Annotated in this window: 26 protein-coding genes; 14 read left to right on the top strand and 12 right to left on the bottom strand. The window is 65.2% G+C overall.

The features are described from left to right. Positions 1–6 precede the first annotated feature (6 nt). The 6 genes from L6D77_RS24905 to lptM are packed head-to-tail and all read right to left on the bottom strand — an operon-like array spanning position 7 to position 4617. Positions 7–702, bottom strand: a complete 696-nt coding sequence (locus L6D77_RS24905) for an HAD family hydrolase (RefSeq protein WP_232885414.1) — start codon at positions 700–702, stop codon at positions 7–9. After that, complete coding sequence (gene xerC, locus L6D77_RS24900) at positions 699–1598, bottom strand: tyrosine recombinase XerC (RefSeq protein WP_232885413.1); 900 nt, start codon at positions 1596–1598, stop codon at positions 699–701. Before xerC ends, L6D77_RS24905 begins: the two co-directional genes overlap by 4 nt. Beyond that, complete coding sequence (locus tag L6D77_RS24895; RefSeq protein WP_232885412.1) at positions 1598–2296, bottom strand: DUF484 family protein; 699 nt, start codon at positions 2294–2296, stop codon at positions 1598–1600. The genes xerC and L6D77_RS24895 overlap by 1 nt, the downstream gene beginning before the upstream one ends. Positions 2297–2309: 13 nt before the next feature. Further along, positions 2310–3140 carry a diaminopimelate epimerase gene (gene dapF / locus L6D77_RS24890; RefSeq protein WP_232885411.1) on the bottom strand — a complete coding sequence of 277 codons (831 nt, stop codon included), beginning with the start codon at positions 3138–3140 and terminating at the stop codon, positions 2310–2312. 4 nt (positions 3141–3144) lie between these two features. Further along, positions 3145–4392, bottom strand: coding sequence for a diaminopimelate decarboxylase (lysA, locus tag L6D77_RS24885; RefSeq protein ID WP_232885410.1), 1248 nt, complete (start codon positions 4390–4392; stop codon positions 3145–3147). A gap of 9 nt (positions 4393–4401) precedes the next feature. Continuing rightward, positions 4402–4617: an LPS translocon maturation chaperone LptM gene (gene lptM / locus L6D77_RS24880; protein WP_232885409.1), complete on the bottom strand. Its 216-nt coding sequence runs from the start codon at positions 4615–4617 to the stop codon at positions 4402–4404. Between the two features lie 274 nt (positions 4618–4891). Here lptM and cyaY point away from each other — a divergent pair, with 274 nt between their 5' ends. From cyaY to rnk, 3 genes are all read left to right on the top strand, one after another. Beyond that, positions 4892–5224 carry an iron donor protein CyaY gene (gene cyaY / locus L6D77_RS24875; RefSeq protein WP_110996523.1) on the top strand — a complete coding sequence of 111 codons (333 nt, stop codon included), beginning with the start codon at positions 4892–4894 and terminating at the stop codon, positions 5222–5224. A 1-nt stretch (position 5225) separates the two neighbouring features. Then, the gene (locus tag L6D77_RS24870; protein ID WP_232885408.1) at positions 5226–5444 is read left to right on the top strand and encodes a DUF1289 domain-containing protein; all 219 of its coding nucleotides are present in this window, start codon (positions 5226–5228) and stop codon (positions 5442–5444) included. Positions 5445–5599: 155 nt separating this feature from the next. Further along, complete coding sequence (rnk, locus tag L6D77_RS24865) at positions 5600–6010, top strand: nucleoside diphosphate kinase regulator (protein ID WP_125462126.1); 411 nt, start codon at positions 5600–5602, stop codon at positions 6008–6010. Positions 6011–6025: 15 nt separating this feature from the next. On the opposite strand, the gene L6D77_RS24860 is transcribed toward rnk, so the two are convergent. The 3 genes from L6D77_RS24860 to L6D77_RS24850 all read right to left on the bottom strand — a co-directional run bounded on the left by L6D77_RS24860 (position 6026) and on the right by L6D77_RS24850 (position 9643). Then, complete coding sequence (locus tag L6D77_RS24860) at positions 6026–8887, bottom strand: class I adenylate cyclase (protein ID WP_232885407.1); 2862 nt, start codon at positions 8885–8887, stop codon at positions 6026–6028. 150 nt (positions 8888–9037) lie between these two features. After that, on the bottom strand, positions 9038–9289 hold the full coding sequence (locus tag L6D77_RS24855) for a TIGR02647 family protein (protein WP_232885406.1): 252 nt from the start codon (positions 9287–9289) through the stop codon (positions 9038–9040). A gap of 51 nt (positions 9290–9340) precedes the next feature. Continuing rightward, positions 9341–9643: a hypothetical protein gene (locus L6D77_RS24850; RefSeq protein ID WP_232885405.1), complete on the bottom strand. Its 303-nt coding sequence runs from the start codon at positions 9641–9643 to the stop codon at positions 9341–9343. A 145-nt stretch (positions 9644–9788) separates the two neighbouring features. Between L6D77_RS24850 and L6D77_RS24845 the strand changes: the two genes are divergently transcribed. Beyond that, positions 9789–10451: a glutathione S-transferase gene (locus tag L6D77_RS24845; protein ID WP_232885404.1), complete on the top strand. Its 663-nt coding sequence runs from the start codon at positions 9789–9791 to the stop codon at positions 10449–10451. 118 nt (positions 10452–10569) lie between these two features. On the opposite strand, the gene argH is transcribed toward L6D77_RS24845, so the two are convergent. Then, positions 10570–11964, bottom strand: coding sequence for an argininosuccinate lyase (gene argH / locus L6D77_RS24840; RefSeq protein ID WP_232885403.1), 1395 nt, complete (start codon positions 11962–11964; stop codon positions 10570–10572). 298 nt (positions 11965–12262) lie between these two features. On the opposite strand from argH, the gene L6D77_RS24835 reads away from it, so the two are divergent. The 7 genes from L6D77_RS24835 (at position 12263) to rsd (ending at position 18779) form a co-directional block, all read left to right on the top strand. Continuing rightward, positions 12263–13009 (top strand): LytR/AlgR family response regulator transcription factor, encoded by a 747-nt coding sequence (locus L6D77_RS24835; protein ID WP_232885402.1) that lies wholly within the window; start codon positions 12263–12265, stop codon positions 13007–13009. 258 nt (positions 13010–13267) lie between these two features. Further along, positions 13268–14209 (top strand): hydroxymethylbilane synthase, encoded by a 942-nt coding sequence (gene hemC, locus L6D77_RS24830; protein ID WP_232885401.1) that lies wholly within the window; start codon positions 13268–13270, stop codon positions 14207–14209. After that, the gene (locus L6D77_RS24825; protein ID WP_232885400.1) at positions 14206–14973 is read left to right on the top strand and encodes a uroporphyrinogen-III synthase; all 768 of its coding nucleotides are present in this window, start codon (positions 14206–14208) and stop codon (positions 14971–14973) included. The genes hemC and L6D77_RS24825 overlap by 4 nt, the downstream gene beginning before the upstream one ends. A gap of 44 nt (positions 14974–15017) precedes the next feature. Next, the gene (locus L6D77_RS24820; RefSeq protein WP_232885399.1) at positions 15018–16115 is read left to right on the top strand and encodes a uroporphyrinogen-III C-methyltransferase; all 1098 of its coding nucleotides are present in this window, start codon (positions 15018–15020) and stop codon (positions 16113–16115) included. Beyond that, a complete protein-coding gene (locus L6D77_RS24815; RefSeq protein ID WP_232885398.1) occupies positions 16112–17350 on the top strand; it encodes a heme biosynthesis HemY N-terminal domain-containing protein in 1239 nt (412 codons plus the stop codon). The genes L6D77_RS24820 and L6D77_RS24815 overlap by 4 nt, the downstream gene beginning before the upstream one ends. A gap of 220 nt (positions 17351–17570) precedes the next feature. Then, positions 17571–18077: a disulfide bond formation protein B gene (locus tag L6D77_RS24810; protein ID WP_232885397.1), complete on the top strand. Its 507-nt coding sequence runs from the start codon at positions 17571–17573 to the stop codon at positions 18075–18077. Between the two features lie 231 nt (positions 18078–18308). Further along, a complete protein-coding gene (gene rsd, locus L6D77_RS24805; RefSeq protein WP_232885396.1) occupies positions 18309–18779 on the top strand; it encodes a sigma D regulator in 471 nt (156 codons plus the stop codon). 1 nt (position 18780) lies between these two features. On the opposite strand, the gene L6D77_RS24800 is transcribed toward rsd, so the two are convergent. Continuing rightward, the gene (locus tag L6D77_RS24800; RefSeq protein ID WP_232885395.1) at positions 18781–19440 is read right to left on the bottom strand and encodes an FKBP-type peptidyl-prolyl cis-trans isomerase; all 660 of its coding nucleotides are present in this window, start codon (positions 19438–19440) and stop codon (positions 18781–18783) included. 224 nt (positions 19441–19664) lie between these two features. Between L6D77_RS24800 and L6D77_RS24795 the strand changes: the two genes are divergently transcribed. Then, entirely contained in the window at positions 19665–20726 is a 1062-nt protein-coding gene (locus tag L6D77_RS24795) for an AlgP family protein (RefSeq protein ID WP_232885394.1), read from the top strand. Here the strand turns inward: L6D77_RS24795 and L6D77_RS24790 are convergent. Then, positions 20702–21181, bottom strand: coding sequence for a TIGR02444 family protein (locus L6D77_RS24790; RefSeq protein WP_232885393.1), 480 nt, complete (start codon positions 21179–21181; stop codon positions 20702–20704). The genes L6D77_RS24795 and L6D77_RS24790 overlap by 25 nt on opposite strands. A gap of 50 nt (positions 21182–21231) precedes the next feature. On the opposite strand from L6D77_RS24790, the gene L6D77_RS24785 reads away from it, so the two are divergent. Both L6D77_RS24785 and L6D77_RS24780 read left to right on the top strand, forming a co-directional pair. Continuing rightward, positions 21232–23142 (top strand): ATP-binding cassette domain-containing protein, encoded by a 1911-nt coding sequence (locus tag L6D77_RS24785; protein ID WP_232885392.1) that lies wholly within the window; start codon positions 21232–21234, stop codon positions 23140–23142. Further along, complete coding sequence (locus L6D77_RS24780) at positions 23142–23729, top strand: mechanosensitive ion channel family protein (protein WP_232885391.1); 588 nt, start codon at positions 23142–23144, stop codon at positions 23727–23729. The genes L6D77_RS24785 and L6D77_RS24780 overlap by 1 nt, the downstream gene beginning before the upstream one ends. The last annotated feature ends 170 nt before the right edge of the window (positions 23730–23899 follow it).

Genomic DNA, 23899 nt, shown 5'->3' with positions numbered 1-23899 from the left:
ACAATGTCAGCGCCAGCGCGCCAGCACCTCGGGCAACTGCGACAAACGCTGAATCTCGGCATCCGGCGCCTGCTCGCCCGCCCAGGCCTTGTGCTGCGGGTTGAACCACACCGCGCGCAGCCCGGCACGTTGGGCCCCGGCAATATCGTCGCCCGGGTGATCGCCGATGTGCACTGCCGCCCCTGCGTCCACTCCACCGAGCTTCAGCGCCTCCATGAACGGCGCCGGGTCCGGCTTGCCAATGCCCAGGTCTTCGGCACACAGGGCAAAGCGGAAGTAGTCCGCCAGGCCCAGGCGGCGCACGTCGGCGTTGCCATTGGTGACCACCCCGAGCGTGTACTGGTGGCGCAGGATTTCCAGCACCGGCTGCACCTCGGGGAACACCTCGACCTGGTGCCGTGCATGCAGGAACACCTCGAAGCCTTCGTTGGCAAGCTCCTGGGCGTGCTTCTCGCTGTAGCCGACTTCTTCCAGGGCGTGGAACAGCACCCGCCTGCGCAGGGCGCTGATGCGGTGCTTGAGGCCGGGCTCGGCCTGCACCAGGCGCTCACGGATGGCGAACAGGTGCTCGACCGGCACCGCGCCCAGCACCGGCGCGTTGGCTTCGAGCCAGTCGCGCAATACGACTTCTGCACTGGCGATCACCGGCGCGGTGTCCCACAAGGTGTCATCCAGATCGAAAGTGATCAGCTTGATGCTCATGAGTCTGTGCCCTTGCTGCGTTTGGCCCGGGGGTGGGCGCTGTCGTACACCGCGGCCAGGTGCTGGAAGTCCAGGTGGGTGTAGATCTGCGTGGTGCCGATGTCGGCGTGGCCGAGCATCTCCTGCACCGCGCGCAGGTCCTGGGACGATTCCAGCAGGTGGCTGGCGAAGGAATGGCGAAGCATGTGCGGGTGCAGGTGCTGGCCAAGCTCGCGCTCGCCGGCGGTCTTGACCCGCAGCTGAATGGCCCGTGGGCTGAGGCGCTTGCCCTGGCGGGTAATGAACACCGCGCCGTCCTGTGGCCCGCCGATACCGCGCAGGCGCAGCCATGCCTGCAGCGCCTCGCGCGCCTTGCGCCCAACCGGCAGCACGCGGCTCTTGCTGCCCTTGCCCTGCACCTGTACCAGCCCGGCGGTGAGGTCGAGATAGTCCAGGTCGAGGCCGGCCAGTTCCGACAGGCGCAGGCCGGAGGAGTAGAACAGTTCGAGAATGGCCTGATCGCGCCGGGCGATGAAGTCGTCATCCACGCCGCCATCGAGCAACTGCAGGGCGCGGTCGGTGTCGAGTACCTTGGGCAGGCGCCGCTCGCCCTTGGGGGGCGACAGGCCACTGGCCGGGTCGTGTTGACACAGGCCTTCGCGGATCAGGTAGCGATACAGCCCACGCACCGCCGAAAGCAGGCGTGCCAGGCTGCGCGAGGACTGCCCGTGATGGTGCTGGCGCGCCACCAGCTGGCGCAGCTGCTGGACCTGCAGCGCCGCCCAGCCGCCAATACCCTGGCTGGAGCAGTAGGCAATGACCTTTTCCAGGTCACGGCGGTAGGCCAGCAGGGTGTGTTCGGACACCTGGCGCTCGTTGCGCAGGTGCGCGCAATAAGCCTCCAGCTGGCGCTCCATCAGCGCACCGAGCGTAGCGTCTGGGTGAAGCGTGGCACCACGCGGCCCAGCACTTCGGCGATGTAGCTGAGGAACAGGGTGCCGACGCTGCTCTTGTAGTGCTGCGGGTCGCGGCTGCCGATCGCCAGCACGCCATGCAGGCCCTGGTACTCCAGGGTGGCCACGGCGCTGGAGCCGACTTCCTTGTGCTGTTCATGGCCGAACAGGAAGGCCAGCTCGTGTTCGCGCAGGCTGCCGCTGATGGTCTTGCCGCCACCGATCAGGCCGCCGATGGCCTGCTGGGCCTCGCTGCCGGACACCCAGCGGCCGACCGGCGCGGCATTCTCGCCGAACAGGATCAGGCTGACGAAGGGCACCTTGAATTCCTGGCGCAGGCTGTCTTCGACCGCCATCACCACTTCTTCCAGGCTGCCGGCATCCAGCAGGTCGAGGATCAGCCGGCGGGTCTTGTCGAACAGCCGGTCGTTGTCGCGGGCCACGTCCATCAGCTGCGACAGGCGATGGCGCATCTCGATGTTGCGGTCACGCAGCAGCTTGAGCTGGCGCTCCACCAGCGACACGCTGTCGCCGCGCTGGTGGGGGATGCGCTGCTCGATCAGCAGCTCGTCATGCTCGGCGAAGAACGTGGGGTGGGCGCGCAGGTAGGCGACCACCGCGTCGGCGTCGAGTTCGGGTACAACCTGAGGCTGATCGGTCATGGCGGTTACTCGCTTAAAGACGAACCTGTCCTTCGAATACACGTACAGCCGGGCCGGTCATCAGTACCGGTTGGCCGGGGCCAGCCCACTCGATGCTCAGGCGCCCGCCTGGCAGGTCGATGGTCACCGGCGAGTCCATCCAGCCCTGGGCGATGGCCGCGACGGCGGCGGCGCAGGCACCGGTACCGCAAGCCTGGGTCTCGCCCGCGCCACGCTCCCACACCCGCAGGTTGGCGCGGTGGCGGTCGACGACCTGGATGAAGCCGGCATTGACCCGCTGCGGGAAGCGCGGATGGTGCTCGATCTTCGGCCCCAGCTCATGCACCGGCGCGCTGCGCACGTCATCGACACGCAGCACCGAATGCGGGTTGCCCATCGACACGGCAGCGATCTGGTGCACCTGGCCGTCGACTTCCAGCGGGTAGCTCGAAGCCTGCTCATCGGCGATGAACGGGATCTCGGCCGGGACGAAACGCGGCGGGCCCATGTCGACACAGATCTGGCCGTCGTTGCGCACGTCCAGCTCGATGATGCCGCTCTTGGTTTCGACGCGGATGCGTTTTTTCGCGGTCAGGCGCTTGTCCAGCACGAAGCGGGCGAAGCAGCGCGCGCCGTTGCCGCACTGCTCGACCTCGGAGCCATCGGCGTTGAAGATCCGGTAGCGGAAGTCCACGTCCGGATTGTTCGGCGCCTCGACGATCAGCAGTTGGTCGAAGCCGATGCCGGTGTTGCGGTCACCCCATTGCTTGGCGTGCTTGGGCTGGATATGCGCGTGCTGGCTGACCAGGTCGAGGACCATGAAGTCGTTGCCCAGCCCGTGCATTTTAGTAAAGCGCAGCAGCATGGGTTCACTCCGGCAGCAGGCTTTCGCCGGCGAACAGTTCAGCAATGGTTTCGCGGCGACGCACTTCGAAGGCCTGGTCGCCATCGACCAGTACTTCGGCGCAGCGGCCACGGGTGTTGTAGTTCGAGCTCATGACAAAACCATAGGCGCCGGCGGACTGCACGGCCAGCAGGTCGCCTTCGGCCAGGTTCAGCACACGGTCCTTGCCCAGGAAATCGCCGGTCTCGCAGATCGGCCCGACCAGGTCGTAGGCCCGGCCTTCACCTTCACGGGGCATGACTGCACTGACGCCCATCCAGGCCTGGTACAGGGCCGGGCGGATCAGGTCGTTCATCGCCGCGTCGATGATGGCGAAGTCCTTGTGCTCGGTGTGCTTGAGGTATTCCACGCGGGTCAGCAGCACGCCGGCATTGGCCACGATGTAGCGGCCCGGCTCGAACACCAGGGCCAGGTCACGGTCGCCGACGCGCTCGCGGATGGCCTTGATGTAGTCGGCCACCAACGGCGGCTGCTCATCGCGGTAACGCACACCGACACCGCCGCCCAGGTCCAGGTGGCGCAGGTGGATGCCGCATTCGGCCAGGCGGTCGACCAGCACCAGCAGGCGGTCCAGGGCATCGAGGAATGGCTCGACGGTGGTCAGTTGCGAACCGATGTGGCAGTCGACGCCGACCACTTCCAGGTTTGGCAGCTGCGCAGCGCGCACGTAGATGGCTTCGGCATCGGCGATGGCGATACCGAACTTGTTCTCTTTGAGGCCGGTGGAAATGTACGGATGGGTGCCGGCATCGACGTCCGGGTTCACCCGCAGCGACACCGGGGCCACCTTGCCCAGCTCGGCGGCCACCACTTGCAGGCGCTCGAGTTCGTCGGTGGATTCGACGTTGAAGCAATGCACGCCGACTTCCAGCGCGCGGCGCATGTCTTCGCGGGTCTTGCCGACGCCGGAGAACACCACGCGATCGGCACGCCCGCCGGCTGCCAGTACGCGCTCCAGCTCACCGCCGGAGACGATGTCGAAACCCGAGCCCATACGGGCCAGCAGGTTCAGCACGGCCAGGTTGGAGTTGGCCTTGACCGCGAAGCAGACCAGGTGCTCGACCCCCTGCAGGGCATCGGTATAGCTACGGTACTGGGCCTCGATGTGGGCGCGCGAATACACGTAGGTGGGGGTGCCGAAGCGTTCGGCGATGGCCGACAGGCCCACCCCTTCCGCGAACAGCTCGCCGCCGCGGTAGTTGAATGCATCCATGGGATTTCCTTACTGCGCGGAAGACGGCTCTGGCTGCGGCTCCAGCTCTTCTTGCGGCTGGACCGGTTGGGCCGGCTGGGCGTGCTTGTGCTGCTGGTGCGACTTGCTCGGGCCTTTGCCGTTCTTGCCATCTTCCGGCAGGTACAGAGGGCCCTTCTGACCGCAGGCCGAAACGAGGAGGGCAACCGCGACCAGCGCCGCGAGGGAGGAAATCAGGCGCTTCATTGGTGAAATCCTTTGAAATAAGCAGTATTGCGCCCGAGTATACCGAGCGACCACCCGATTGCCTATGCAAGGGCCGGCCCGCCGGGCGGCGTTATCCTTGAGCTGTCAACGTCGGCGCCTTCACGGGTAAACCCACGCCCACAGGCGCGTTGTGGGAAAGGGTTTGACCGTGAACGGGCTGGCCCAGGTATCCGCTAGTCTTTGCATTCAGCTGCTGGCGCCCGTATCTTCCCCGCCTTGCTTGCAACGCAGCCATTTTTCGAGGTCCATGCACATGAGTTTGAGCGAAGCGCGTTTCCACGACCTGGTCGACGCGACCCAACAGGCCCTGGAAGACCTGTTCGACGAGAGCGACCTGGACCTGGACATGGAAAACTCCGCCGGTGTCCTGACCATCAAGTTCGACAACGGCAGCCAGCTGATCTTCAGCCGCCAGGAGCCACTGCGCCAGTTGTGGCTGGCGGACAAGTCCGGCGGTTTCCACTTCGACTACGACGAAGAAAGCGGCAAGTGGACGTGCGAGAAAACCGAGGAGCTGCTCGGCGAGATGCTTGAGCGCATCGTCTGGGAGCGTGCCGGCGAGAAGCTGGACTTCGACGAAATCTGAGATGAGCGACCAGCCCCGGGCCCCCAAGCCGCTGTACAGCAATGTCAGCCCAGCCGTGCCGTCACCCTGCATCAGCGTGTGCCGCCTCGATGAACACAAGGTTTGCACCGGCTGCCATCGCCATGTCGAGCATATCCGCGAGTGGCGTGCGGCCGATGACGACCGGCGCCGGCAGATCTGCCGCGAGGCCCTGGCCCTGAAAGCGCGGGCCCAGGCATAACCCCATTGATACTGCGGGCTTGAGTATTTGCCCTGCTGTGGTAGTGTCGGGTCTTGCGTCGGTGACGCCACAGCATTCACAAACCCCGCCCTTGGGCGGGGTTTTGCTTTATCTGCCTCAAGCAAATTGCCTGTTCAAAGGAGTCTGACTGGATCATGAGCACCAAGCCTTCCCTCACCCTCACCCGATTGGACGTACAGCGTCTCGAGCGCCTGATCGACAGCCTCGATGAAAGCACCCCGGGTGTGCTCGCCCTGCAGGACGAGCTGGACCGCGCCGAACAGGTGGTCGGTCACGAAGAGGTGCCGGCTGGCGTGGTGACCATGAACTCGCGCGTGCACTGCCGTGAGATCGCCAGCGGCAAGGACTACCACCTGACCCTGGTGTATCCGAAGGATGCCGGCCCGGAGGGCAATGTCTCCATCCTGGCGCCGATCGGTTGTGCGTTGCTGGGGCTGTCGGTGGGTGACCAGATCGACTGGCCGGCCCCCGGCGGCAAGACCCTCAAGCTCGAACTGCTGGCCGTGGAGTACCAGCCGGAAGCAGCGGGCGATTTCGACCTCTGACGTGGCCCTTGAGCCTCAGGGCTCCAACGCAGCCTGCAGCTGTTCCAGGCCATCGTTCAAGGCTTGTTCAAGCTCGCGTTTGTAGCGCAGGCACAGGCTCGTCGAGCCTGGGTCGTCGCCCAGCAGTTCGGACAGGTCCAGGTCGGTGATGTAGCAGCGGTAGCTGCCGGCGCTGTGGCGCTGGCGCAGGATCTGCCGGGCGACCACGGCATACAGCTGGTCGCCGTGTTCCAGCTCGGAAAACTCCTGCTGATCGCAATAGAGCGTGACGTGCACGGCGCCGCCTGCACCGCCCTGCACAATCGCCTGGACCTCATAGTAAGGCTGGCTGCGGCCATCCAGCGGCGCCTGGCGTGGCTCCAGGCTGCGAGCCTTGCCCAAGCCTGAGGGCAGCAACTGGCAATAGGTGATCTGCAGCGACGCTTGCTGCAGGCTCTCCAGTGGCAGTTGGGCATCGCGGCGGACAATCATCGATTGCAGAAAACGATGCAGTGGCAGCAACAAGTGATGCTCGTCCTGCAGCGCCAGGCGTTGTTGCCACAAGACGTTGTGCTCATCCAGCACATACAGGTCGGCCCAGCCGTCGAGCAGGCGGTAGAACACCTGGATACAACCTGGCAGGCCTCGCTCGAGGACCAGCGGCAGGTCGTGGTCCTGCAGGGCATTGGCGTCCAGATGCAGTGGGCTGTAGGCGCTGCGTACTTCACCCAGTGCCGCCAGCACGGCCTCGTGGTCGTCGAGGGTGGCCAGGGTGACCTGCCCCGGCAGCAGCTCCAGCACATGGGTGTGCTGGGCCACCTGCAGCAGGTAGCGGTGGTTGAGGCCTTGGTCGAGCAACCGTTGCGCGGTCTCGAAGATCTCCTCTACCCGCTGGCTGATGGCCTGGGCGCGGTTGTGGCAATGGCAGCGCACCCGCACCCGCGGGCGGTGGCTGCGCCGGCCAAGGCTGTTGAGGTGGTCACGCAGGCAGCGCATCAGGGCATGCTCGCCGTCATAGCGCTGCACCAGCACCTCGTTCCAGCTGTTGAGGGTGATCTGGTCGAGGGTCAGCACCAGGTTTTCGCGCACGCCGGCGTAGCTGAGCGAGTCGGTACGCTCGGTGGTCATCAGGATGTTCAGGTCGCGGTGGTGGCGCAGCGGGTCGACGCCAACGTTGACCAGCAGAAGGATTTCGTCGGCCACGCTCGGTTGCAGCAGGCGGGCTTCACTGACCGTCTCCAGCGGCAGCGCGATGCTGTGCTGCAGGCTGCCGATCAGGTTGAACAGCTCGAAGTCATTGAGATCGCTGGCACCCGGGTGCAGGGCAATCCGCGTGCTGCTGTCGATCACCCCGTTGCGGTGGGCCCAGGTGAGCAGTTCGAGCAGTTCGCGGCAGCGCTTGATCGGGCTGAAGTGCTCCCATTCGTGCACCCCCAGGTTGCCGTTGTACAGCCCCCAGTGATGCGTGCCGGGCTCCTTGCGGTTGGCCGATTGCACCAGGGTCAGGGTGTCTTCGGCCAGGTCAGGGGCGATGCCCGGGTTGATTACTTCGATTTTCCCGGCGCGGCGTTCGAAGGCGGCGTACAGGCGCCGGCCGAGCACGTTGAGCTCACGCGGGTCGGCGCGGCTGTCGGCCTGCTGGGTGCGGGCAAACTCGCTGAGGAAGCGGTAGCTGTGGTTCAGCTCGGCCACCAGTTCACGGCGCTCGACGGCCACCTGGCGCACCTTCCATTGGCTGCGGCTGTCGAGCAGGGCCAACTGGCGCTCGTCCCAGCGCCATTCCTCGGCCAGCTTCGCCAGCAGGCGGCGTTGCCAGCCACCGCTGCGCGAGGCGAGGTTGCTGAGCTTCTTGTTCACTTTCAGGTAAAGGCTGCGCCGCACCAGCTCCAGGCGGGCAGTTTCGCCGCGTTGCAGCAGGTACGCTTCGATCCGCCGGTAGACCATCACGTAGGGGTCGAGCGCGTCCAGCTCAAGCCGGTTGGCGAACACCGCCTGCTTGAAGTCCAGGCTCAGGCAGCGCACCTGTGGGTGTTCGCTGGCGTAGACCTCGGTTAGCAGCAGCTTGAGCAGCGACTTGTAGGGCGAGTCGATGCCCTTGAACAGCTGCCACAGCCCGGCGCCCACGTATTCCTCCTGGGGAATGTGCGCCAGGTGGCCCAGGTCGATATCGTCACGGGCCCGAATGAAGCGCTTGGACAGCAAGGTCTGGGTGTAGTCGCGGTAGTTGTGCTCCTGATAGACCGGCACCAGCCACCACAGCGGGGTGCGCCCGGCCAGCCAGATGGCGGTGCGGTAGAACTCGTCGAGCAGCAGGTAGTGCTGGGTGGTGCCGCAGTCGTCCGAGCTGAGCTGGCTGTCGCGCGCGCCCTGGACGAAGCCCTGCGCATCGATCAGGAAGCAGTGCGCTTCGGCCCCCTGGCTGGCCGCCCAGGCCTCGAGCAACTGGCATTTGCGCCGCAATTCGCCCAAGGCCTGTTCGCTCAGGTCCGCGGCGTGGCACACCCACACATCCATGTCGCTTTGCTCGGCCTGGGCCAGGGTGCCCAGGCTGCCCATCAGGAACAGCCCATGGATTGGTTGCGGTGGGTTGCCGTGGCGCGCCTTGTAGGTGAACGAGCGGGTCAGGCGCTGGGCTTCGGCCAGTAAGTCGGCGTCTGGCTCGAAGCCCGAGACACCGGCGGGTGTGGTACCCGAGACATAGCCTGGCAGCAGTGGGTGGTTGACGTGGAAGCACAGCGGCAACAGCGTGAGGACTTGTTGCTGGCGCGTCGACAGCCCCTCCATTGCGCGCCCCAGGCGCCCCTGGCTGACCTTCAGAAAACGCGCACGCAGCCGCGACAGCTCCTTGCGGTCGATGCCTTGGGCGATGTCGGGGCGAATTTCGTGAGGGTGGTTCATTGCGCACTCAGGCGGGCCACGGAGCAGTGGCGAGTTTAGCCTGAGTAGTGCGGTCGGATAAGGGGTTGGTGGCTTTTTGGCGCCAGATTACCAGCGCTGGCGTGAATTGATCGCGGGGCACGCCACAGTGACGCGCCCCGCGATGCAGAATCAGGCCGGTTGCGTCGATTTCGATTGGAGGATCGTCAGCAGTAGCTGCACGCTTTCGGCAGCATCGTTGCCGAGGCTGGTGAGGTAGCCGCCATCGGGCTGGTCGGTAAGTTCTTTTTCATGCAGGCGCTTGGCAGCGGCGATCAGCGCGGGGGACGCGGTGCTGCCAACCTTGATGCCTTCCTGATGGTTGCCCAGGTTGAACAGGGCGAGCACTTCCAGTTCGGCGATCAGTTCGGGGGTGAAGGACATAGGGCGACTCCTGACTTCCAGACAAGGATGAAGTCAGGAGTGTAGTCAGGGTTACTCGATGTCGCCTTGATCCGCCTCAGGTGGCAGCTCCGGCAGGGCGCGCAGGGCGGTTTCGTACCACTCGGTGTCGAACGCACGGTCCGCGTCGAGCATGGCGTCGATCTCGATGGCCAGCACGTGGGCCATCAGGTTGAGGATGTCTTCACGCTCGTAGCCGACCAGGGTCAACTTGTTGAAGGTGGCCTTGGCCGCGGGCGGTTCGCCGCTTTCGATCTGGTTTTCGATGGCCTGGGTCAGTGTGGCCTCGGCGAAGTCTTCTTCATCATTGCTGTCGATGTCTTGGGGTTCGCTCATGGCGGTGCTCCTGTGGTGAGGTGCACAGTGTGCCATGCCCGCTTCGGCAATGCCCGACCATCGACCGCGCCCATGACGCTGGCCATGGATGGGGAAGGGCGCTATAACAGCCCGGCCATCCCCACACGGCCTGGAGGCTGTCTCAATGCTCAAGCTTCATGGATTCGCGGTCAGCAACTACTACAACATGGTCAAGCTGGCGCTGCTGGAGAAAGGGGTGCCGTTCGAAGAAGTGTTGTTCTTCGGCGGCCAGGCACCCCAGGCCCTGGCGGTGAGCCCGCGCGGCAAGGTGCCGGTGCTGGAGACCGAGCACGGTTTCCTCAGCGAGACCGGTGTGATCCTCGACTACATCGAGCAGACCCAGCCCGGCAAGGCGCTGTTGCCTGCCGATGCCTTCGGCCAGGCCAAGGTGCGTGAGCTGCTCAGGGAGATTGAACTGTATATCGAGCTGCCGGCGCGTACCTGCTATGCCGAGGCATTCTTCGGCGCGGCGGTGGAGCCGCTGATCAAGGAGCGGGCGCGGGCCGACCTGCTGGCAGGCTTCGCTACCCTCAAGCGCAATGGCAAGTTCGCGCCTTATGTGGCGGGTGAGCAGATGACCATCGCCGACCTGATGTTCGTTTTCTCGGTGGACCTGGCCTGCCTGGTGGGCAAGAAGGTGCTGAACATCGACTTCCTGGAAGACTTCCCGCAGGCGAAGGCATTGCTGCGGTTGCTGGGTGATAACCCGCACATGGCGCGGATCGTGGCGGACAAGGACGCGGCGATGCCTGCTTTCATTGAAATGGTGAAAAGCGGCAAGCGCTGATAAAGCCCGGGGCTGCTTAGCCCTTTCGCGGCACAAGGCCGCTCCTACAGGGGAACGCGATATCCTGTAGGAGCGGCCTTGTGTCGCGAAAGGGCCGCAAAGCGGCCCCAATAACTTTTTAACGCGAAGCCAGCAGCGCCTTGCCGCGCACCACGGCCGCACGCACCTGCGCCGGCGCGGTACCGCCGATGTGGTTACGGGCATTGACCGAGCCTTCCAGGGTCAGCACGGCAAACACGTCCTGTTCGATCTGGTCGCTGAACTGGCGCAGCTCGTCCAGGCTCATCTCGGCCAGGTCCTTGCCGGTGTCCACGCCATACTTCACCGCATGGCCAACGATCTCGTGGCAATCACGGAACGGCAGGCCACGGCGCACCAGGTAGTCGGCCAGGTCAGTGGCGGTGGAGAAACCGCGCAGGGCCGCTTCACGCATGATCGCGTGCTTGGGCTTGATCGCCGGGATCATGTCGGCAAAGGCACGCAGCGAGTCGCGCAGGGTGTCGGCGGCGTCGAACAGCGGCTCTTTATCTTCCTGGTTGTCCTTGTTGTAGGCCAGCGGCTGGCCTTTCATCAGGGTCAACAGGCCGGTCAAGGCGCCAAACACACGGCCGCTCTTGCCACGCACCAGCTCCGGTACGTCCGGGTTCTTCTTCTGCGGCATGATCGAGCTGCCGGTGCAGAAGCGATCGGGCAGGTCGATGAACTGGAACTGGGCGCTGGTCCACAGCACCAGCTCTTCGGAGAAGCGCGACAGGTGCATCATGGCGATGCTGGCGGCAGCGCAGAATTCGATGGCGAAGTCACGGTCCGACACGCCGTCCAGCGAGTTGCCGGCCACGGCTTCGAAGCCCAGCAGCTTGCAGGTCAGCTCGCGGTCGATCGGGTAGGTGGTGCCGGCCAGCGCGGCGCTGCCCAGTGGCATGCGGTTGGCGCGCTTGCGGCAGTCGACCAGGCGCTCGTAGTCACGGCTGAGCATTTCGAACCAGGCCAGCAGATGGTGGCCGAAGGTCACCGGCTGGGCGGTCTGCAGGTGGGTGAAACCGGGCATGATGGTCTCGGCTTCACGCTCGGCCTGCTCCAGCAGGCCCTGCTGCAGGCGGGTGATCTCGGCCAGGATCAGGTCGATCTCGTCGCGCAGCCACAGGCGGATGTCGGTGGCCACCTGGTCGTTGCGGCTACGGCCGGTATGCAGCTTCTTGCCGGTGATGCCGATGCGGTCGGTCAGGCGCGCTTCGATGTTCATGTGCACGTCTTCCAGGTCAACGCGCCAGTCGAACTTGCCAGCCTCGATCTCGCCCTGGATGGTCTTCAGGCCATCGATGATGGTGTCGCGCTCGGCATCGCTGAGCACGCCGACCTGCGCCAGCATGGTGGCGTGGGCGATCGAACCCATGATGTCGTGGCGGTACAGGCGCTTGTCGAAATCGACCGAGGCGGTGAAACGGGCGACGAAGGCGTCGACGGGCTCACTGAAGCGGCCGCCCCAGGACTGATTGGTCTTGTCGGTGCTCATGGATTCACTCGTTGAAGGCGTGAACGGAAAAAGTGCCGCGATCATAGCAGGGTTGCGCCCGCCGCCGCAGGGGCGCTGGTCGACAGAATCGTCTGTTAACAAGGGTGTGCAGCAGATTCAACGATTGAACGGCAGTGTTCCACGGAGCGTCTACAGTTGGACAAAGGGCTGGCGGTGAATCTGCCAGGCCAGTGAATCTTTGGCCTTCGCACCGGTCTGTAGCGTGACCGCTTATCAGTCACCCCACACCTGTCTACGCTATACCCGTGCGAGACTCACTCAGGAATCCAGCGCAATTATGAATGTCCTGATCGTTGATGACGAACCCCAAGCCCGCGAACGCCTGAGCCGGTTGCTCGGTGAGCTGGAGGGCTACACCGTGATGGAGCCCAGCGCCACCAACGGCGAGGAGGCCCTGGCATTGATCGAAAGCCTCAAGCCCGACGTGGTGCTGCTTGATATCGGCATGCCGGGCATTGATGGCCTGCAGGTCGCCGCGCGGCTGTGCGAGCGCGAAGCGCCGCCTGCCGTGGTGTTCTGCACCGGCGATGATGAATACGGCAGCCAGGCTTTCAAAGACAGCACCCTCAGCCATGTCGACAAGCCGATCCAGCCCCAGTCCCTGCGCGACGCGCTGCGCCGCGCTGAAAAACCCAATCGCACCCAGCTGGCAGCGTTGACCCGGCCTGCCGGTGAAACCGGCGGCCCACGCAGCCACATCAGTGCCCGCACGCGCAAAGGCATCGAGCTGATCCCCCTGCCGCAGGTCATCTATTTCATCGCTGATCACAAGTACGTCACCCTGCGCCACGAGGCCGGTGAAGTCCTGCTCGATGAACCGCTCAAGGCGCTGGAGGACGAGTTTGGCGAGCGTTTCGTGCGTATCCACCGCAACGCCCTGGTTGCCCGTGAACGCATCGAGCGCCTGCAACGCACCCCGTTGGGGCATTTCCAGCTCTATCTCAAAGGCCTGGACGGTGATGCGCTGACCGTCAGCCGGCGCCACGTGGCGGGTGTGCGCAAGATGATGCAATCGCTGCACTAACGCGGTCGGCGATTAACCCAGCCTGTAGGAGCGGCCTTGTGCCGCGAAAGGGCCGCGCAACGGCCCCAGATCATCACTGTGGTGCGCAAATCGATGGGGCTGCTATGCAGCCCTTTCGCGACACAAGGCCGCCCCTACAGTGATCGCCGCTACGGGGGTGAACTGCGAAACAACCCGCACGGATTGATGATCTGAATCTGCGGGCACAGCAAGAGGAGCTGTTATCATCGGCGGCATTTCTCTGGCTCGGGGCGTTCCATGTCCACTCGCGAAATCCGTATTGCCACCCGTAAAAGCGCCTTGGCCCTGTGGCAGGCCGAATACGTAAAAGCGCGCCTGGAACAGGCGCATCCTGGCCTTCTGGTCACCCTGGTGCCGATGGTCAGCCGCGGCGACAAGCTGCTCGACGCGCCGCTGGCGAAGATCGGCGGCAAGGGCCTGTTCGTCAAGGAGCTGGAAACCGCCCTGCTCGACAACGAAGCCGACATCGCCGTGCATTCGATGAAGGACGTGCCCATGGACTTCCCCGAGGGCCTGGGCCTGTTCTGCATCTGCGAGCGTGAAGACCCGCGCGACGCCTTCGTTTCCAACACCTTCCAAAGCCTCGACGCGCTGCCGGCCGGCAGCATCGTCGGCACCTCCAGCCTGCGCCGCCAGGCCCAGTTGCTGGCGCGTCGCCCCGACCTCGAAATCCGCTTCCTGCGCGGCAACGTCAACACCCGCCTGGCCAAGCTCGACGCTGGCGAGTACGACGCCATCATCCTCGCCGCCGCCGGACTGATCCGCCTGGGCTTCGAGGACCGCATCACCGACACCATCAGCGTCGACGACAGCCTGCCGGCGGGTGGCCAAGGCGCCGTGGGCATTGAGTGCCGCAGCGCCGACAGCGAGATCCATGCACTGCTGGCGCCGCTGCACCATGTCGATACCGCCGACCGGGTGGTTGCCGAGCGTGCCCTGAACAAGCGCCTGAACGGTGGTTGCCAGGTGCCCATCGCCTGCTACGCGGTGCTCGAAGGCGAGCAACTGTGGCTGCGCGGCCTGGTCGGCCAGCCTTCCGGCGGCACCCTGCTGGTGGCCGATGCCCGCGCCCCGCGCGCCAACGCCGAGGCGTTGGGCGTGCAGGTGGCCGAGGACCTGCTCGGCCAGGGCGCCGAGGCGATCCTCAAGGAAGTCTACGGCGAGGCCGGCCACCCGTGAGCCCCTGGCGCCTGCTGCTGACCCGCCCTGAAGAGGACTGTGCGGCACTGGCGCAGTCACTGGCCGAGGCGGGCATCGCCAGTGCCAGCCTGCCGTTGCTGGCGATCGAAGCGATCGAGCCGGACACAGCGCAGCTTGAGCGCCTGCGCCGCATCGACCAGGCGCAGGCGATCATCGTGGTGAGCAAGCCGGCTGCGCGCTTGCTGCTCGAACAGCTCGACCAGGCCGGCATCGCGCCACCGCTTGCAGGCTGGTTCACGGTGGGCGAGGCAACGGCGCGGATCCTCCAAGGCCGCGGGCTGCAGGTAACCTTCCCGGCAGCAGGTGATGACAGCGAGGCGTTGCTCGGCCTGCGGGCCCTGCGCGAGGCCATCGCGCGGCCGGTGCCCCGCGTCCTGATCGTCCGTGGCGTGGGAGGTCGCGAACTGCTGGCCGAGCGTCTTGCAGAGCAAGGTGCTAGTGTCGATTATCTGGAACTGTATCGTCGCTGCCTGCCGCACTATCCGGCGGGCACGCTGGCGCGCCGCGTCGATGGGGAACGCCTCAATGGCCTGGTGGTCAGCAGTGGGCAGGGTCTTGAACACTTGCACCAGATAGCGGGAACGGATTGGTCACGGCTTTCACGCCTGCCCCTGTTCGTGCCCAGCCCGCGGGTCGCCGAACAGGCCCGCGCGCTGGGCGCCCGACAGATTGTGGATTGCCGTGGCGCCAGTGCCGCGGCCTTGCTGGCAGCCGTGCAGCGAACTGCTGTACCTGCCCCTTAAGGCGCTAAGCTTGAGCGACGCGCCGCCATGCAAAGGATGGATACGTGAGCGAAACGGTCTTGCCCCACACTGAACAGAAATCGGTGCCCGAAGCGCCAGAAACCACTACCCCACCCGTTCGACGCTCTGGCAGCGGCGTGGCGGTGCTGGCACTGCTGCTGGGCGCCGCCGGGGTCGCGATCGGCGGCTGGGGTGCCTGGCAGGTGCGCCAGTTGCAAGGCAGCGAACAGGGCCAGGGCGAGCACCTGCAAGCGCTTAACCAGCGTGCCGACGCGTTGCAGCAGCGCGAGCAGCAGCTCACCGCACAACTGGCCAGCCTGCCCGCCGCCAGTGAACTGGAAGACCGCCGGCGGCTGGTGGCGCAACTGCAGGGCGACCAGCAGCGGCTGAGCCAGCGCCTGGAAACCGCCCTTGGCGAAAGCCGCAAGGAATGGCGCCTGGCCGAGGCCGAGCACCTGCTGCGCCTGGCCACGCTGCGTCTTTCGGCACTGCAGGATATTGCCAGCGCCAAGGCGCTGGTCGAGGGCGCCGACGAAATCCTGCGCGAGCAGAGCGACCCGGGCGCCTTCGCCGCCCGTGAGCAACTGGCGCGCAGCCTGGCCACGCTCAACAGCACCCAACAGCCGGACCGCACCGGGCTGTTCCTCAAGCTGGCCGCCCAGCGTGAGCAGGTGCAGCAGCTCAGTGCCCAGTCGCCGGAATTCGAGAGCAACGCCGATGCCATGGGCGCACTCACCGCCGACGGTGACGGTGCCAGCCGCTGGTCGCAGTGGTGGGCGGAGCTCTCCAAGTACTTCCAGATCGAGTTCAACGCCGACGACAACGTGCGCCCGCTGCTCTCCGGGCAGTCGCTCAACCAGCTGCGCCTGGCGCTCAGCCTGACCATCGAGCAGGCCCAATGGGCCGCGCTCAACGGCGAGGCCAAGGTCTACAACCAGGCGCTGGACGATGCGCGCAGCGTGCTGCTGGCCAACTTCAACCCCGACAACCCGCAAAGCAAAGCCATGCTCGACAGCCTCAACCAGCTGGCCGAGCAGCCGGTGTCGGTGGTGACGCCTGACCTCAGCGAAAGCCTGGCTGCCGTGCAGGCCTACATCCAGCGTCGCCACCTGCCGGCCGAAGCTGAAGGGGCCAAGCCATGAAGCGCGTCTACCTGCTGGCGGTGCTGGCGATCGTTATCGCCGCGGCGCTGGGCATCGCCATCGCCAAGCACAGCGGCTACGTGCTGATCGCCTACGGCGGCTTCCGCTATCAATCGGGGCTGTGGGCGGCATTGGGGGCGCTGATTGGCATCGTCGTGTTGCTGCTGGTGCTGCGCTACCTGGTTGGGCTGGTACTGACCTCCAGTGGCGTGGTCAACCCCTGGTCGCGGCGCAACCGTGGCCGCCGTACCCGGATTGCCATCGAGCAAGGCCAGCTGGACCTGGCCGAAGGCCGCTGGAGCAGCGCCCAGCGCCATCTGCAGCGCGCCGCCGAATCCGAGCGGCAACCCTTGCTTTACTACCTTGGCGCCGCCCGTGCCGCCAATGAGCAGGGCCGTGTCGAAGACCGCGATAACCTGCTCGAACGGGCACTGGAGCGCCAGCCCCAGGCCGAACTGGCCATTGCTCTCACCCATGCCCAGTTGCAGATGGACCGTGGCGAAAACGACGGTGCGCTCGAAGCACTGCAGGCCATGCAAGAGCGCCACCCAAACAATGCCCAGGTACTGCGCCTGCTGCAGCGCCTGCATTTGGAACGCGATGACTGGCCGGCGCTGATCCGCCTGCTGCCCGACCTGCGCAAGCACAAGGTGCTGCCGGCCAACGAGCTGGCCGAGCTTGAGCAGCGCGCCTGGGGGCAGAACCTTGGTTTGGCGGTGACCCGCGGTACCGACCCACAGACCGCGCGCCAGGCGCTGGAGCTTGCCTGGCAGCAACTCACCGCGGCACAGCGCCAGGAGCCGCGGCTGGTATTGGCCTACGCCGAGCAATTGCGCCAGCTGGGTGCCCAGGGCGAAGCCGAGCAGGTATTGCACGGCACGCTCAAGCGTAGCTACGAAAGCCACTTGGCACGCCTGTATGGCCTGGTTCGAGGTAATGACCCGGTGCGTCAGCTGCAGGCCGCCGAGGGCTGGCTGAAAGACCACGCGCAGGACCCGAGCCTGCTGCTGACCCTCGGCCGCCTGAGCTTGCAGAACCGCCTGTGGGGCAAGGCCCGTGACTATCTGGAGAGCAGCCTGAAGTTGGAGCGCAATCCGGAAACCTGTGCCGAGCTGGCGCGGCTGCTGGCCGGGTTGGGCGAGACCGAGCGCAGCAACCAGCTGTTCCAGGAGGGGCTGGGGCTGCTCGACGAGCGCCTGCTGGCTTTACCCTTGCCTGAGGGTGTTCAGGCCTGACCGCTTGCTGAGCCCGTGCGCGAGTGCGGGCTCAGCAGGTGTTTCACACCTTGATGGGGCTGGGTGATTCTTCTTCGCCTCCCGCCAGATTATTCCTACATTTCGCGGCATTGATTCGTTGCGAATCAGCGACTTGTCGCCACTGTAGCGCCTTGATACAAAGCGCCCCTTTCCTCTACCGTTTTACGTCACTTTTTCCTTTCGCGGACATCCCTTGCCCATGTCGCTGGCCTGCTTGCGCAGCTTGTTCTTTCCTGCCTTCCTGGCCTCGTTCGCCGTGCTGGTGGCGTCGTTTCGCCTGGAGTCCGTCGTTGGCCTGGTGCCTTGCGCGCTGTGCTTCAGCCAGCGCCTGATGCTCGGGTTGTACGCGCTGACCAGCCTGGTGGCTGTCATTCATTTGCCGGGGGTACGCGGCCTGCGTGGTTATGCGTGGCTGACACTGTTGTGCGCCGTGGCCGGCGCGCTGCTGGCCGGGCGGCATGTCTGGTTGCAAGGCGCGCCGCTGCCAGTGGTGGACTGCCAACTGCCGGTGACGCAACTGATGCAGCAGCCCATTGGCGAGATCGCCAGGTTGCTGTTGCTCGGTAGTACCGATTGCGTGTCCATCAGCTGGAGCTTCCTCGACCTGACCTTGCCGGAGTGGAGCCTGCTGGCATTCCTGTTGCTCGGCGCAGTGCCGCTGTCGTGGTTGCTGGCGTACCGCTTGCGCCAAGGTGCGACGGGTTGATCCAAGGCAATGCGCAAGGTATTGCTCGACCAACGGCGTGTGGGAAAGGGATTAAACACTTGTATGAACTTTGTGTGCTGCGTACCTTGAAGGGCAAGTCGCACGGGAATAATCTCCCAGCACGGATACCGAAATCACAACTGCCCGATGCCGTCCTGCTGATGTCACCTTTGTGCCACGCACTTGTGTCGCGAGGTGCAGCGGCATCTACCCAGAAGGGAAGAGATCGCCATGCTCGATAGTTGCCAGAACGCCCAGGAACGCTGGGGCGGTGTTCACAAGCTGATCGATCGTTGGCTGGAGGAGCGCCAGGAATTGGTGCAAGCCTTCCGCGCATTGCGCGATGCCAAGCCGGCCTTTGCCGACAAGGACCAGAACCGGGATTTCTGCGGGGTGCTGGTCGATTACGTGTCAGCCTGGCACTTCGAAGTCAGCGAGCAATTGGTCAGTGAAGCCAAGGCCTTTGGTGACACCCGCGGCTTGGAACTCGCCACGCAGATCAACCCGCGCATCGATGAAAGTACCCAGATTGCCCTGGCTTTCAATGACCATTGCGACAAGGGGGAATGCACGGACCCCGAGCGTTTCGCCGAGAAGCTCGGCAAGCTGGGCAGCCTGTTGAAAGAGCGCTTCGAACTTGAAGACTGCCTGATCGAAGTGCTGCACAACTCACACAAGGCCGAGGACGCGGTGCAAGCCTGACTCAGTCGGCCACCGCTAGTAGTTCGATCTCGAACACCAGGGGGGTGTAGGGCGCAATCAGGTCGCCCGCACCTTCGGCGCCATAGGCTTGCGCCGAAGGGATCACCAGCCGCCATTTCGACCCCGCCTTCATTCTTGGCAGCGCCACCTGCCAGCCCTCGATGACCGAGCCCAACTTGAACCACTGCGGTTGCTCGCTCCGGTCGAACACGGTGCCATCCGGCAGCTTGCCCACATACCGCACCTGCACGCTGCCGCTGGCCTTGGGCTGCGCGCCGTTGCCGCTGGCCAGCTCGCTGTAGAGGATGCCTTCGGGCAATTCGTGTACACCGGCACGCGAACGTTCCGTGGCCATGAAGCGTTTTTCCGCTGCCAGCAGCGTGTCCACCCGGGCCTGCTCGGCAGCGGCGCTGGCCTGTTCATCGTGCTGTTGCAGCAGGGCCTGCATACGTGATTTGGCCACCCGGGGCGGCTCGCCCTTGTAGGCCTGGCGCAAACCTTCGACCAGCGCATCGAGTTGCAGGCCCGGAACCTCCTGGCGCAGCCGTTCGCCCAGGCTGGCGCCGATGCTGTAGGCCAGGTCGTTGTCGTTGTTGCTTTCGGGGGCGGCCAGTGCAAGCGGGGCCACCAGGCACAGGCCGAGAATCAGATAACGTGGCATGGTCGAGTCCTGCTGCAAGGAGGGCGAAGTATGCCAGCCTTGTTGGCGGAATATGTGTAAATGTCCGCAATACAATAATGACCAACTACACTTGTTTTTTGCTGCAAGACAACAACTTTGCCCAGGCATGCAACGCGGCGCTACTGATACTGTCAACATGCCCTAGCGGCGGTAGCAGCAGAAGCATAGTATGAGCCGCACTCTCGTCAGCCAGGAGGTAAATCATGTCGGCTAAAAAGAAGCCAGTCAGTACGCCATTGCACCTGCTTCAGCAACTTTCGGGCAGCCTGCTCGAACATCTGGAAGATGCCTGCTCTCAAGCGCTGGCGGATGCCGAGAAACTGTTGGCCAAGTTGGAAAAACAACGTGGCAAGGCACAGGAAAAACTGCACGGCGCCCGCCTGAAGTTGCAGGACGCTGCCAAAGCCGGCAAAGCCAAGGCACAAGGCAAGGCACAGAAAGCCGCCGGTGAACTTGAAGGCTTGCTTGAGTCGCTCAAGGATCGTCAGACCCAGACCCGTACCTATATTCAGCAACTCAAGCGTGATGCCCAGGAAAGCCTGAAACTGGCCCAGGGTGTCGGCAAGGTGCGCGAAGCGGCGGGCAAGGCGCTCGACCTGCGCGCCACAGCACCAAAAGCTGCTGCTGCCAAAGCCCCGGCCAGAACTGCCGCTGCCAAGCCGGCCGCCAAACCTGCTGCTGCCAAAGCCCCGGCCAGAACTGCCGCTGCCAAGCCGGCCGCCAAACCTGCTGCTGCCAAGGCCCCGGCCAGAACTGCCGCTGCCAAGCCGGCCGCTAAGCCTGCCGCTGCCAAGGCCCCGGCCAAAGCTGCCGCCGCCAAGCTAGCCGCCAAACCTACTGCTGCCAAGGCCCCGGCCAAAGCTGCCGCCGCCAAGCCAGCCGCCAAACCTGCTGCTGCCAAGGCCCCGGCCAAAGTCGCCACCGCCAAGCCGGCCGCTAAACCTGCTGCAGCCAAAGCCCCGGCTAAAGTTGCCGCTGCCAAGCCGGCTGCCAAACCCGCTGCTGCCAAGGCCCCGGTCAAAGCTGCCGCCGCCAAGCCGGTCGCGAAACCTGCTGCTGCCAAGCCTGCCGTGGCCAAGGCGCCCGCTAAACCTGCCGCCAAGCCCGCTGCCGCCAAAGCCCCGGCCAAACCCGCTGCTGCCAAACCTGTCGCCAGCAAGCCAGCAGCACCTGCCGGCACCGCAGCGCCTGCCGCAGCAGCCAGCCCGGCTACACCAGCAGCTCCTGCCAGCACCCCGGCTCAGGCGCCGTCCACGGCCTCCTGAAGCTCCCGGGCCGCGACGCGCAGCTGCTGCAGCGCGTCGTGGTCGCGGGCTTGGGCCGGTGCAAGCCGGGCCAGCCATTCTTCGCTGTCGCCTGCTACGGCAGGCCACGCCTGCGCCACCTGCGCCAGACGCTCCAGCAGCGTGCGCTCTGCCTGTAATTCCAGCGCCTTCACTTGCTCGCGCAGCACGCTTAGCTGCGGGTCGGCCAGCGCGTGCTCGCGCCATTGCCGGCGCAGCGCCCGCAGCGGCGTGACCACCTCCCGCTGCCAGGGGCCGGCCACGGCCTGCAACGCCTGGATGCGTGTTTCGTCAACGGCCACTGCCCGCGCCTGCAGCCAGGTGCCGCAAAGCAGCAGGCAGACATCGCCGCCCAGGTCCTGCAGGGCCAGGCAGGCTGCTTCGACGCCCGGCCGCGCATACAGGGCCAGGGCATGATTCCACAGGTCGGTGTGCATGGTTTCACTCGCGCCAGTGATCGGGGAAGCTGGTAGACTCCGCGACCATCATGATCAGACTATCCAACCTCACTTTACAGCGTGGTCCGCAGCGCCTGCTAGAAGGCGCCGAGATGACCCTGCACACCGGTCACAAGGCCGGCCTGATCGGCGCCAACGGTGCCGGTAAATCCAGCCTGTTCGCCTTGCTGCGCGGCGAGCTGTCGCCCGATGGCGGCGACTGCCTGCTGCCGGGCGACTGGCGCATCGCTCACATGCGCCAGGAGGTCGATACCCTCGACCGCATCGCCGTGGACTATGTGCTCGATGGCGACGTGCGCCTGCGCAAGGTCCAGGCCGAGCTGGCGGCTGCCGAACAGGCGCACGACGGTACCGCGCTGGCACGCCTGCACAGTGAGCTGGACAGCGCCGACGGCTACACGGCCGACGCCCGCGCGCGCAAGCTGCTGGCCGGCCTTGGTTTCACCAACGAGCAGATGGACCGCCGTGTCGGTGACTTCTCCGGTGGCTGGCGGATGCGCCTGAACCTGGCCCAGGCCTTGATGTGCCCGTCCGACCTGCTGCTGCTCGACGAGCCGACCAACCACCTCGACCTCGACGCCATCCTGTGGCTGGAAGACTGGCTCAAGGGCTACCCGGGCACGCTGCTGCTGATCTCCCACGACCGCGACTTCCTCGACGCCGTGGTCGACCATGTGCTGCACGTCGAGCAGCGCAAGCTCAATCTCTACAAGGGCGGCTACAGCGCCTTCGAGCGCACCCGCGCCGAACGCCTGGCGCAACAGCAGCAGGCCTACGAGAAGCAGCAGGCGCAGCGCGCGCACATGGAAAAGTACATCGCCCGCTTCAAGGCCCAGGCCACCAAGGCCCGCCAGGCGCAAAGCCGGATCAAGGCCCTGGAGCGCATGGAAGAGCTGACCGCGGCGCACGTCGATTCGCCGTTCGACTTCGTCTTCCGCGAGTCGGAGAAAATCTCCAGCCCGTTGCTCGACCTGTCCGAAGCCCGCCTGGGCTATGGCGACAAGGCCATCCTCGAGAAGGTCAAGTTGCAGCTGGTGCCCGGTGCGCGCATCGGCCTGCTCGGCCCCAACGGCGCGGGCAAGTCGACCCTGATCAAGAACCTGGCCGGTGAGCTGCAGCCGTTGGCCGGGCGCCTGGTGCGCGGTGAGAACCTCGCCGTCGGCTACTTCGCCCAGCACCAGCTCGACTCGCTGGACGACAAGGCCAGCCCGCTGCTGCACCTGCAACGCATCGCCCCCACCGAGCGTGAGCAGACCCTGCGCGACTTCCTCGGTGGTTTCGACTTCCACGGCAACCGCGTCGACGAGCCGGTGGTCAACTTCTCCGGTGGCGAAAAGGCCCGCCTGGCCCTGGCGCTGATTGCCTGGGAACGGCCCAACCTGCTGCTGCTCGACGAACCCACCAACCACCTCGACCTCGAGATGCGCCTGGCCCTGACCATGGCTTTGCAGGAGTTCGAAGGTGCCGTGGTAGTGGTTTCCCACGACCGTCACCTGCTCAAGAGCACCACCGACGACTTCCTGCTGGTGGCAGACGGCAAGGTCGACACCTTCGACGGCGACCTCGACGACTACAGCCGTTGGCTGGTCGAGTACCGTCAGCGCAACGCCCCCGTCAGCACGGCGCCGGTCAACCCGGACAAGACTGACAAGAAGGCGCAACGCCAGGCCGCCGCCGCCTTGCGTCAGCAGTTGGCACCGCATAAAAAAGCCGCCGACAAGCTCGAAACCGAGCTCAACCAGGTGCATGCACAGCTGGCAGAAATCGAGGCCGCCCTGGGCGACAGCGGGCTGTACGAGGCCGCACGCAAGGATGAACTGCGCGACCTGCTGGCCCGCCAGACCAAGCTCAAGCAACGCGAAGGCGAGCTGGAAGAGGCCTGGATGGAAGCGCTGGAAACCCTGGAAAGCATGCAGTCCGAGCTCGAGGCGCTGTCCTGATGGAGGAGCTGCGCTCCTTGCTGCCGGGGCAATGGATGGACACCTTCTGGCTGGGGTTGCAGATCCTGCTGATCCTGATCGCTGCGTTCGTCCTGCAGCGCATGGTCGCCCGCGGGCTGAAGAGCCTGGGCGAGCGCTACCCGTTGCCGCACGAGCTGATGGTGCCGGTGCGCGGCGCCCTGCGCTGGCTGATCATGGGCAGCGGCCTGCTGTTCGTACTGGAGCGCATGGGTGTATCCGCCACGGTGCTGTGGACGGCCTTGTCGGGCTTTGTCGCGGTGGCGGCGGTGGCCTTCTTCGCCATCTGGAGCGTGCTGTCCAACCTGCTGTGCGCGGTGCTGATCTTCACCGTCGGGCCGTTTCGCATCGGCGATGTGGTCGAGCTGGTCGACACCACCGACAAGCCAGGGGTGAAGGGCCGGGTGATCGCCATCAACCTGCTCTACACCACGCTGATGGAAACCCCCGAAGCGGGCGGTGCGCTGGTGCAGGTGCCCAACAGTCAGTTCTTCCAGAAAGCCGTGCGGCGTTGGCGTGGGGTCGAGGCCACCACGGTGGTCAAGCCTGACGCGGTCGAAACCGACTGATTATCGGCCTTGCGCAGCCTTTCAGGGCCCCATCGCCGGCAAGCTGAACTGGCCTAATGATTTTGGACACCTTCTTCGGGCGCTATGATGGCGCCCAATTGGAGGCAAAATCAGTGCGTAAATCTTACTCAAGAGAATACAAAGTCCAAGCTGCCGAGATGGTGCTGGAC

The organism is Pseudomonas parasichuanensis, assembly GCF_021601385.1.
Lineage (GTDB): Bacteria > Pseudomonadota > Gammaproteobacteria > Pseudomonadales > Pseudomonadaceae > Aquipseudomonas > Aquipseudomonas parasichuanensis.
Note: the sequence above shows the minus strand (reverse complement) of the source record. Positions and strands in the feature narration are given on the sequence as shown.

Bases quoted from the DNA above. Each gene is read 5' to 3' on its own strand.
- dapF (WP_232885411.1), bottom strand. From the start codon at position 3,140: ATGCTGCTGCGCTTTACTAAAATGCACGGGCTGGGCAACGACTTCATG.
- L6D77_RS24855 (WP_232885406.1), bottom strand. From the start codon at position 9,289: ATGTCCTTCACCCCCGAACTGATCGCCGAACTGGAAGTGCTCGCCCTG.
- L6D77_RS24795 (WP_232885394.1), top strand. From the start codon at position 19,665: ATGTCGGCTAAAAAGAAGCCAGTCAGTACGCCATTGCACCTGCTTCAG.
- L6D77_RS24800 (WP_232885395.1), bottom strand. From the start codon at position 19,440: ATGCCACGTTATCTGATTCTCGGCCTGTGCCTGGTGGCCCCGCTTGCA.
- L6D77_RS24895 (WP_232885412.1), bottom strand. From the start codon at position 2,296: ATGACCGATCAGCCTCAGGTTGTACCCGAACTCGACGCCGACGCGGTG.
- L6D77_RS24785 (WP_232885392.1), top strand. From the start codon at position 21,232: ATGATCAGACTATCCAACCTCACTTTACAGCGTGGTCCGCAGCGCCTG.
- argH (WP_232885403.1), bottom strand. From the start codon at position 11,964: ATGAGCACCGACAAGACCAATCAGTCCTGGGGCGGCCGCTTCAGTGAG.
- L6D77_RS24810 (WP_232885397.1), top strand. From the start codon at position 17,571: ATGTCGCTGGCCTGCTTGCGCAGCTTGTTCTTTCCTGCCTTCCTGGCC.
- L6D77_RS24835 (WP_232885402.1), top strand. From the start codon at position 12,263: ATGAATGTCCTGATCGTTGATGACGAACCCCAAGCCCGCGAACGCCTG.
- L6D77_RS24790 (WP_232885393.1), bottom strand. From the start codon at position 21,181: ATGCACACCGACCTGTGGAATCATGCCCTGGCCCTGTATGCGCGGCCG.
- rsd (WP_232885396.1), top strand. From the start codon at position 18,309: ATGCTCGATAGTTGCCAGAACGCCCAGGAACGCTGGGGCGGTGTTCAC.
- L6D77_RS24870 (WP_232885408.1), top strand. From the start codon at position 5,226: ATGAGCGACCAGCCCCGGGCCCCCAAGCCGCTGTACAGCAATGTCAGC.
- L6D77_RS24860 (WP_232885407.1), bottom strand. From the start codon at position 8,887: ATGAACCACCCTCACGAAATTCGCCCCGACATCGCCCAAGGCATCGAC.
- L6D77_RS24815 (WP_232885398.1), top strand. From the start codon at position 16,112: ATGAAGCGCGTCTACCTGCTGGCGGTGCTGGCGATCGTTATCGCCGCG.
- hemC (WP_232885401.1), top strand. From the start codon at position 13,268: ATGTCCACTCGCGAAATCCGTATTGCCACCCGTAAAAGCGCCTTGGCC.
- xerC (WP_232885413.1), bottom strand. From the start codon at position 1,598: ATGGAGCGCCAGCTGGAGGCTTATTGCGCGCACCTGCGCAACGAGCGC.
- lysA (WP_232885410.1), bottom strand. From the start codon at position 4,392: ATGGATGCATTCAACTACCGCGGCGGCGAGCTGTTCGCGGAAGGGGTG.
- cyaY (WP_110996523.1), top strand. From the start codon at position 4,892: ATGAGTTTGAGCGAAGCGCGTTTCCACGACCTGGTCGACGCGACCCAA.
- L6D77_RS24850 (WP_232885405.1), bottom strand. From the start codon at position 9,643: ATGAGCGAACCCCAAGACATCGACAGCAATGATGAAGAAGACTTCGCC.
- L6D77_RS24780 (WP_232885391.1), top strand. From the start codon at position 23,142: ATGGAGGAGCTGCGCTCCTTGCTGCCGGGGCAATGGATGGACACCTTC.
- L6D77_RS24905 (WP_232885414.1), bottom strand. From the start codon at position 702: ATGAGCATCAAGCTGATCACTTTCGATCTGGATGACACCTTGTGGGAC.
- L6D77_RS24845 (WP_232885404.1), top strand. From the start codon at position 9,789: ATGCTCAAGCTTCATGGATTCGCGGTCAGCAACTACTACAACATGGTC.
- lptM (WP_232885409.1), bottom strand. From the start codon at position 4,617: ATGAAGCGCCTGATTTCCTCCCTCGCGGCGCTGGTCGCGGTTGCCCTC.
- rnk (WP_125462126.1), top strand. From the start codon at position 5,600: ATGAGCACCAAGCCTTCCCTCACCCTCACCCGATTGGACGTACAGCGT.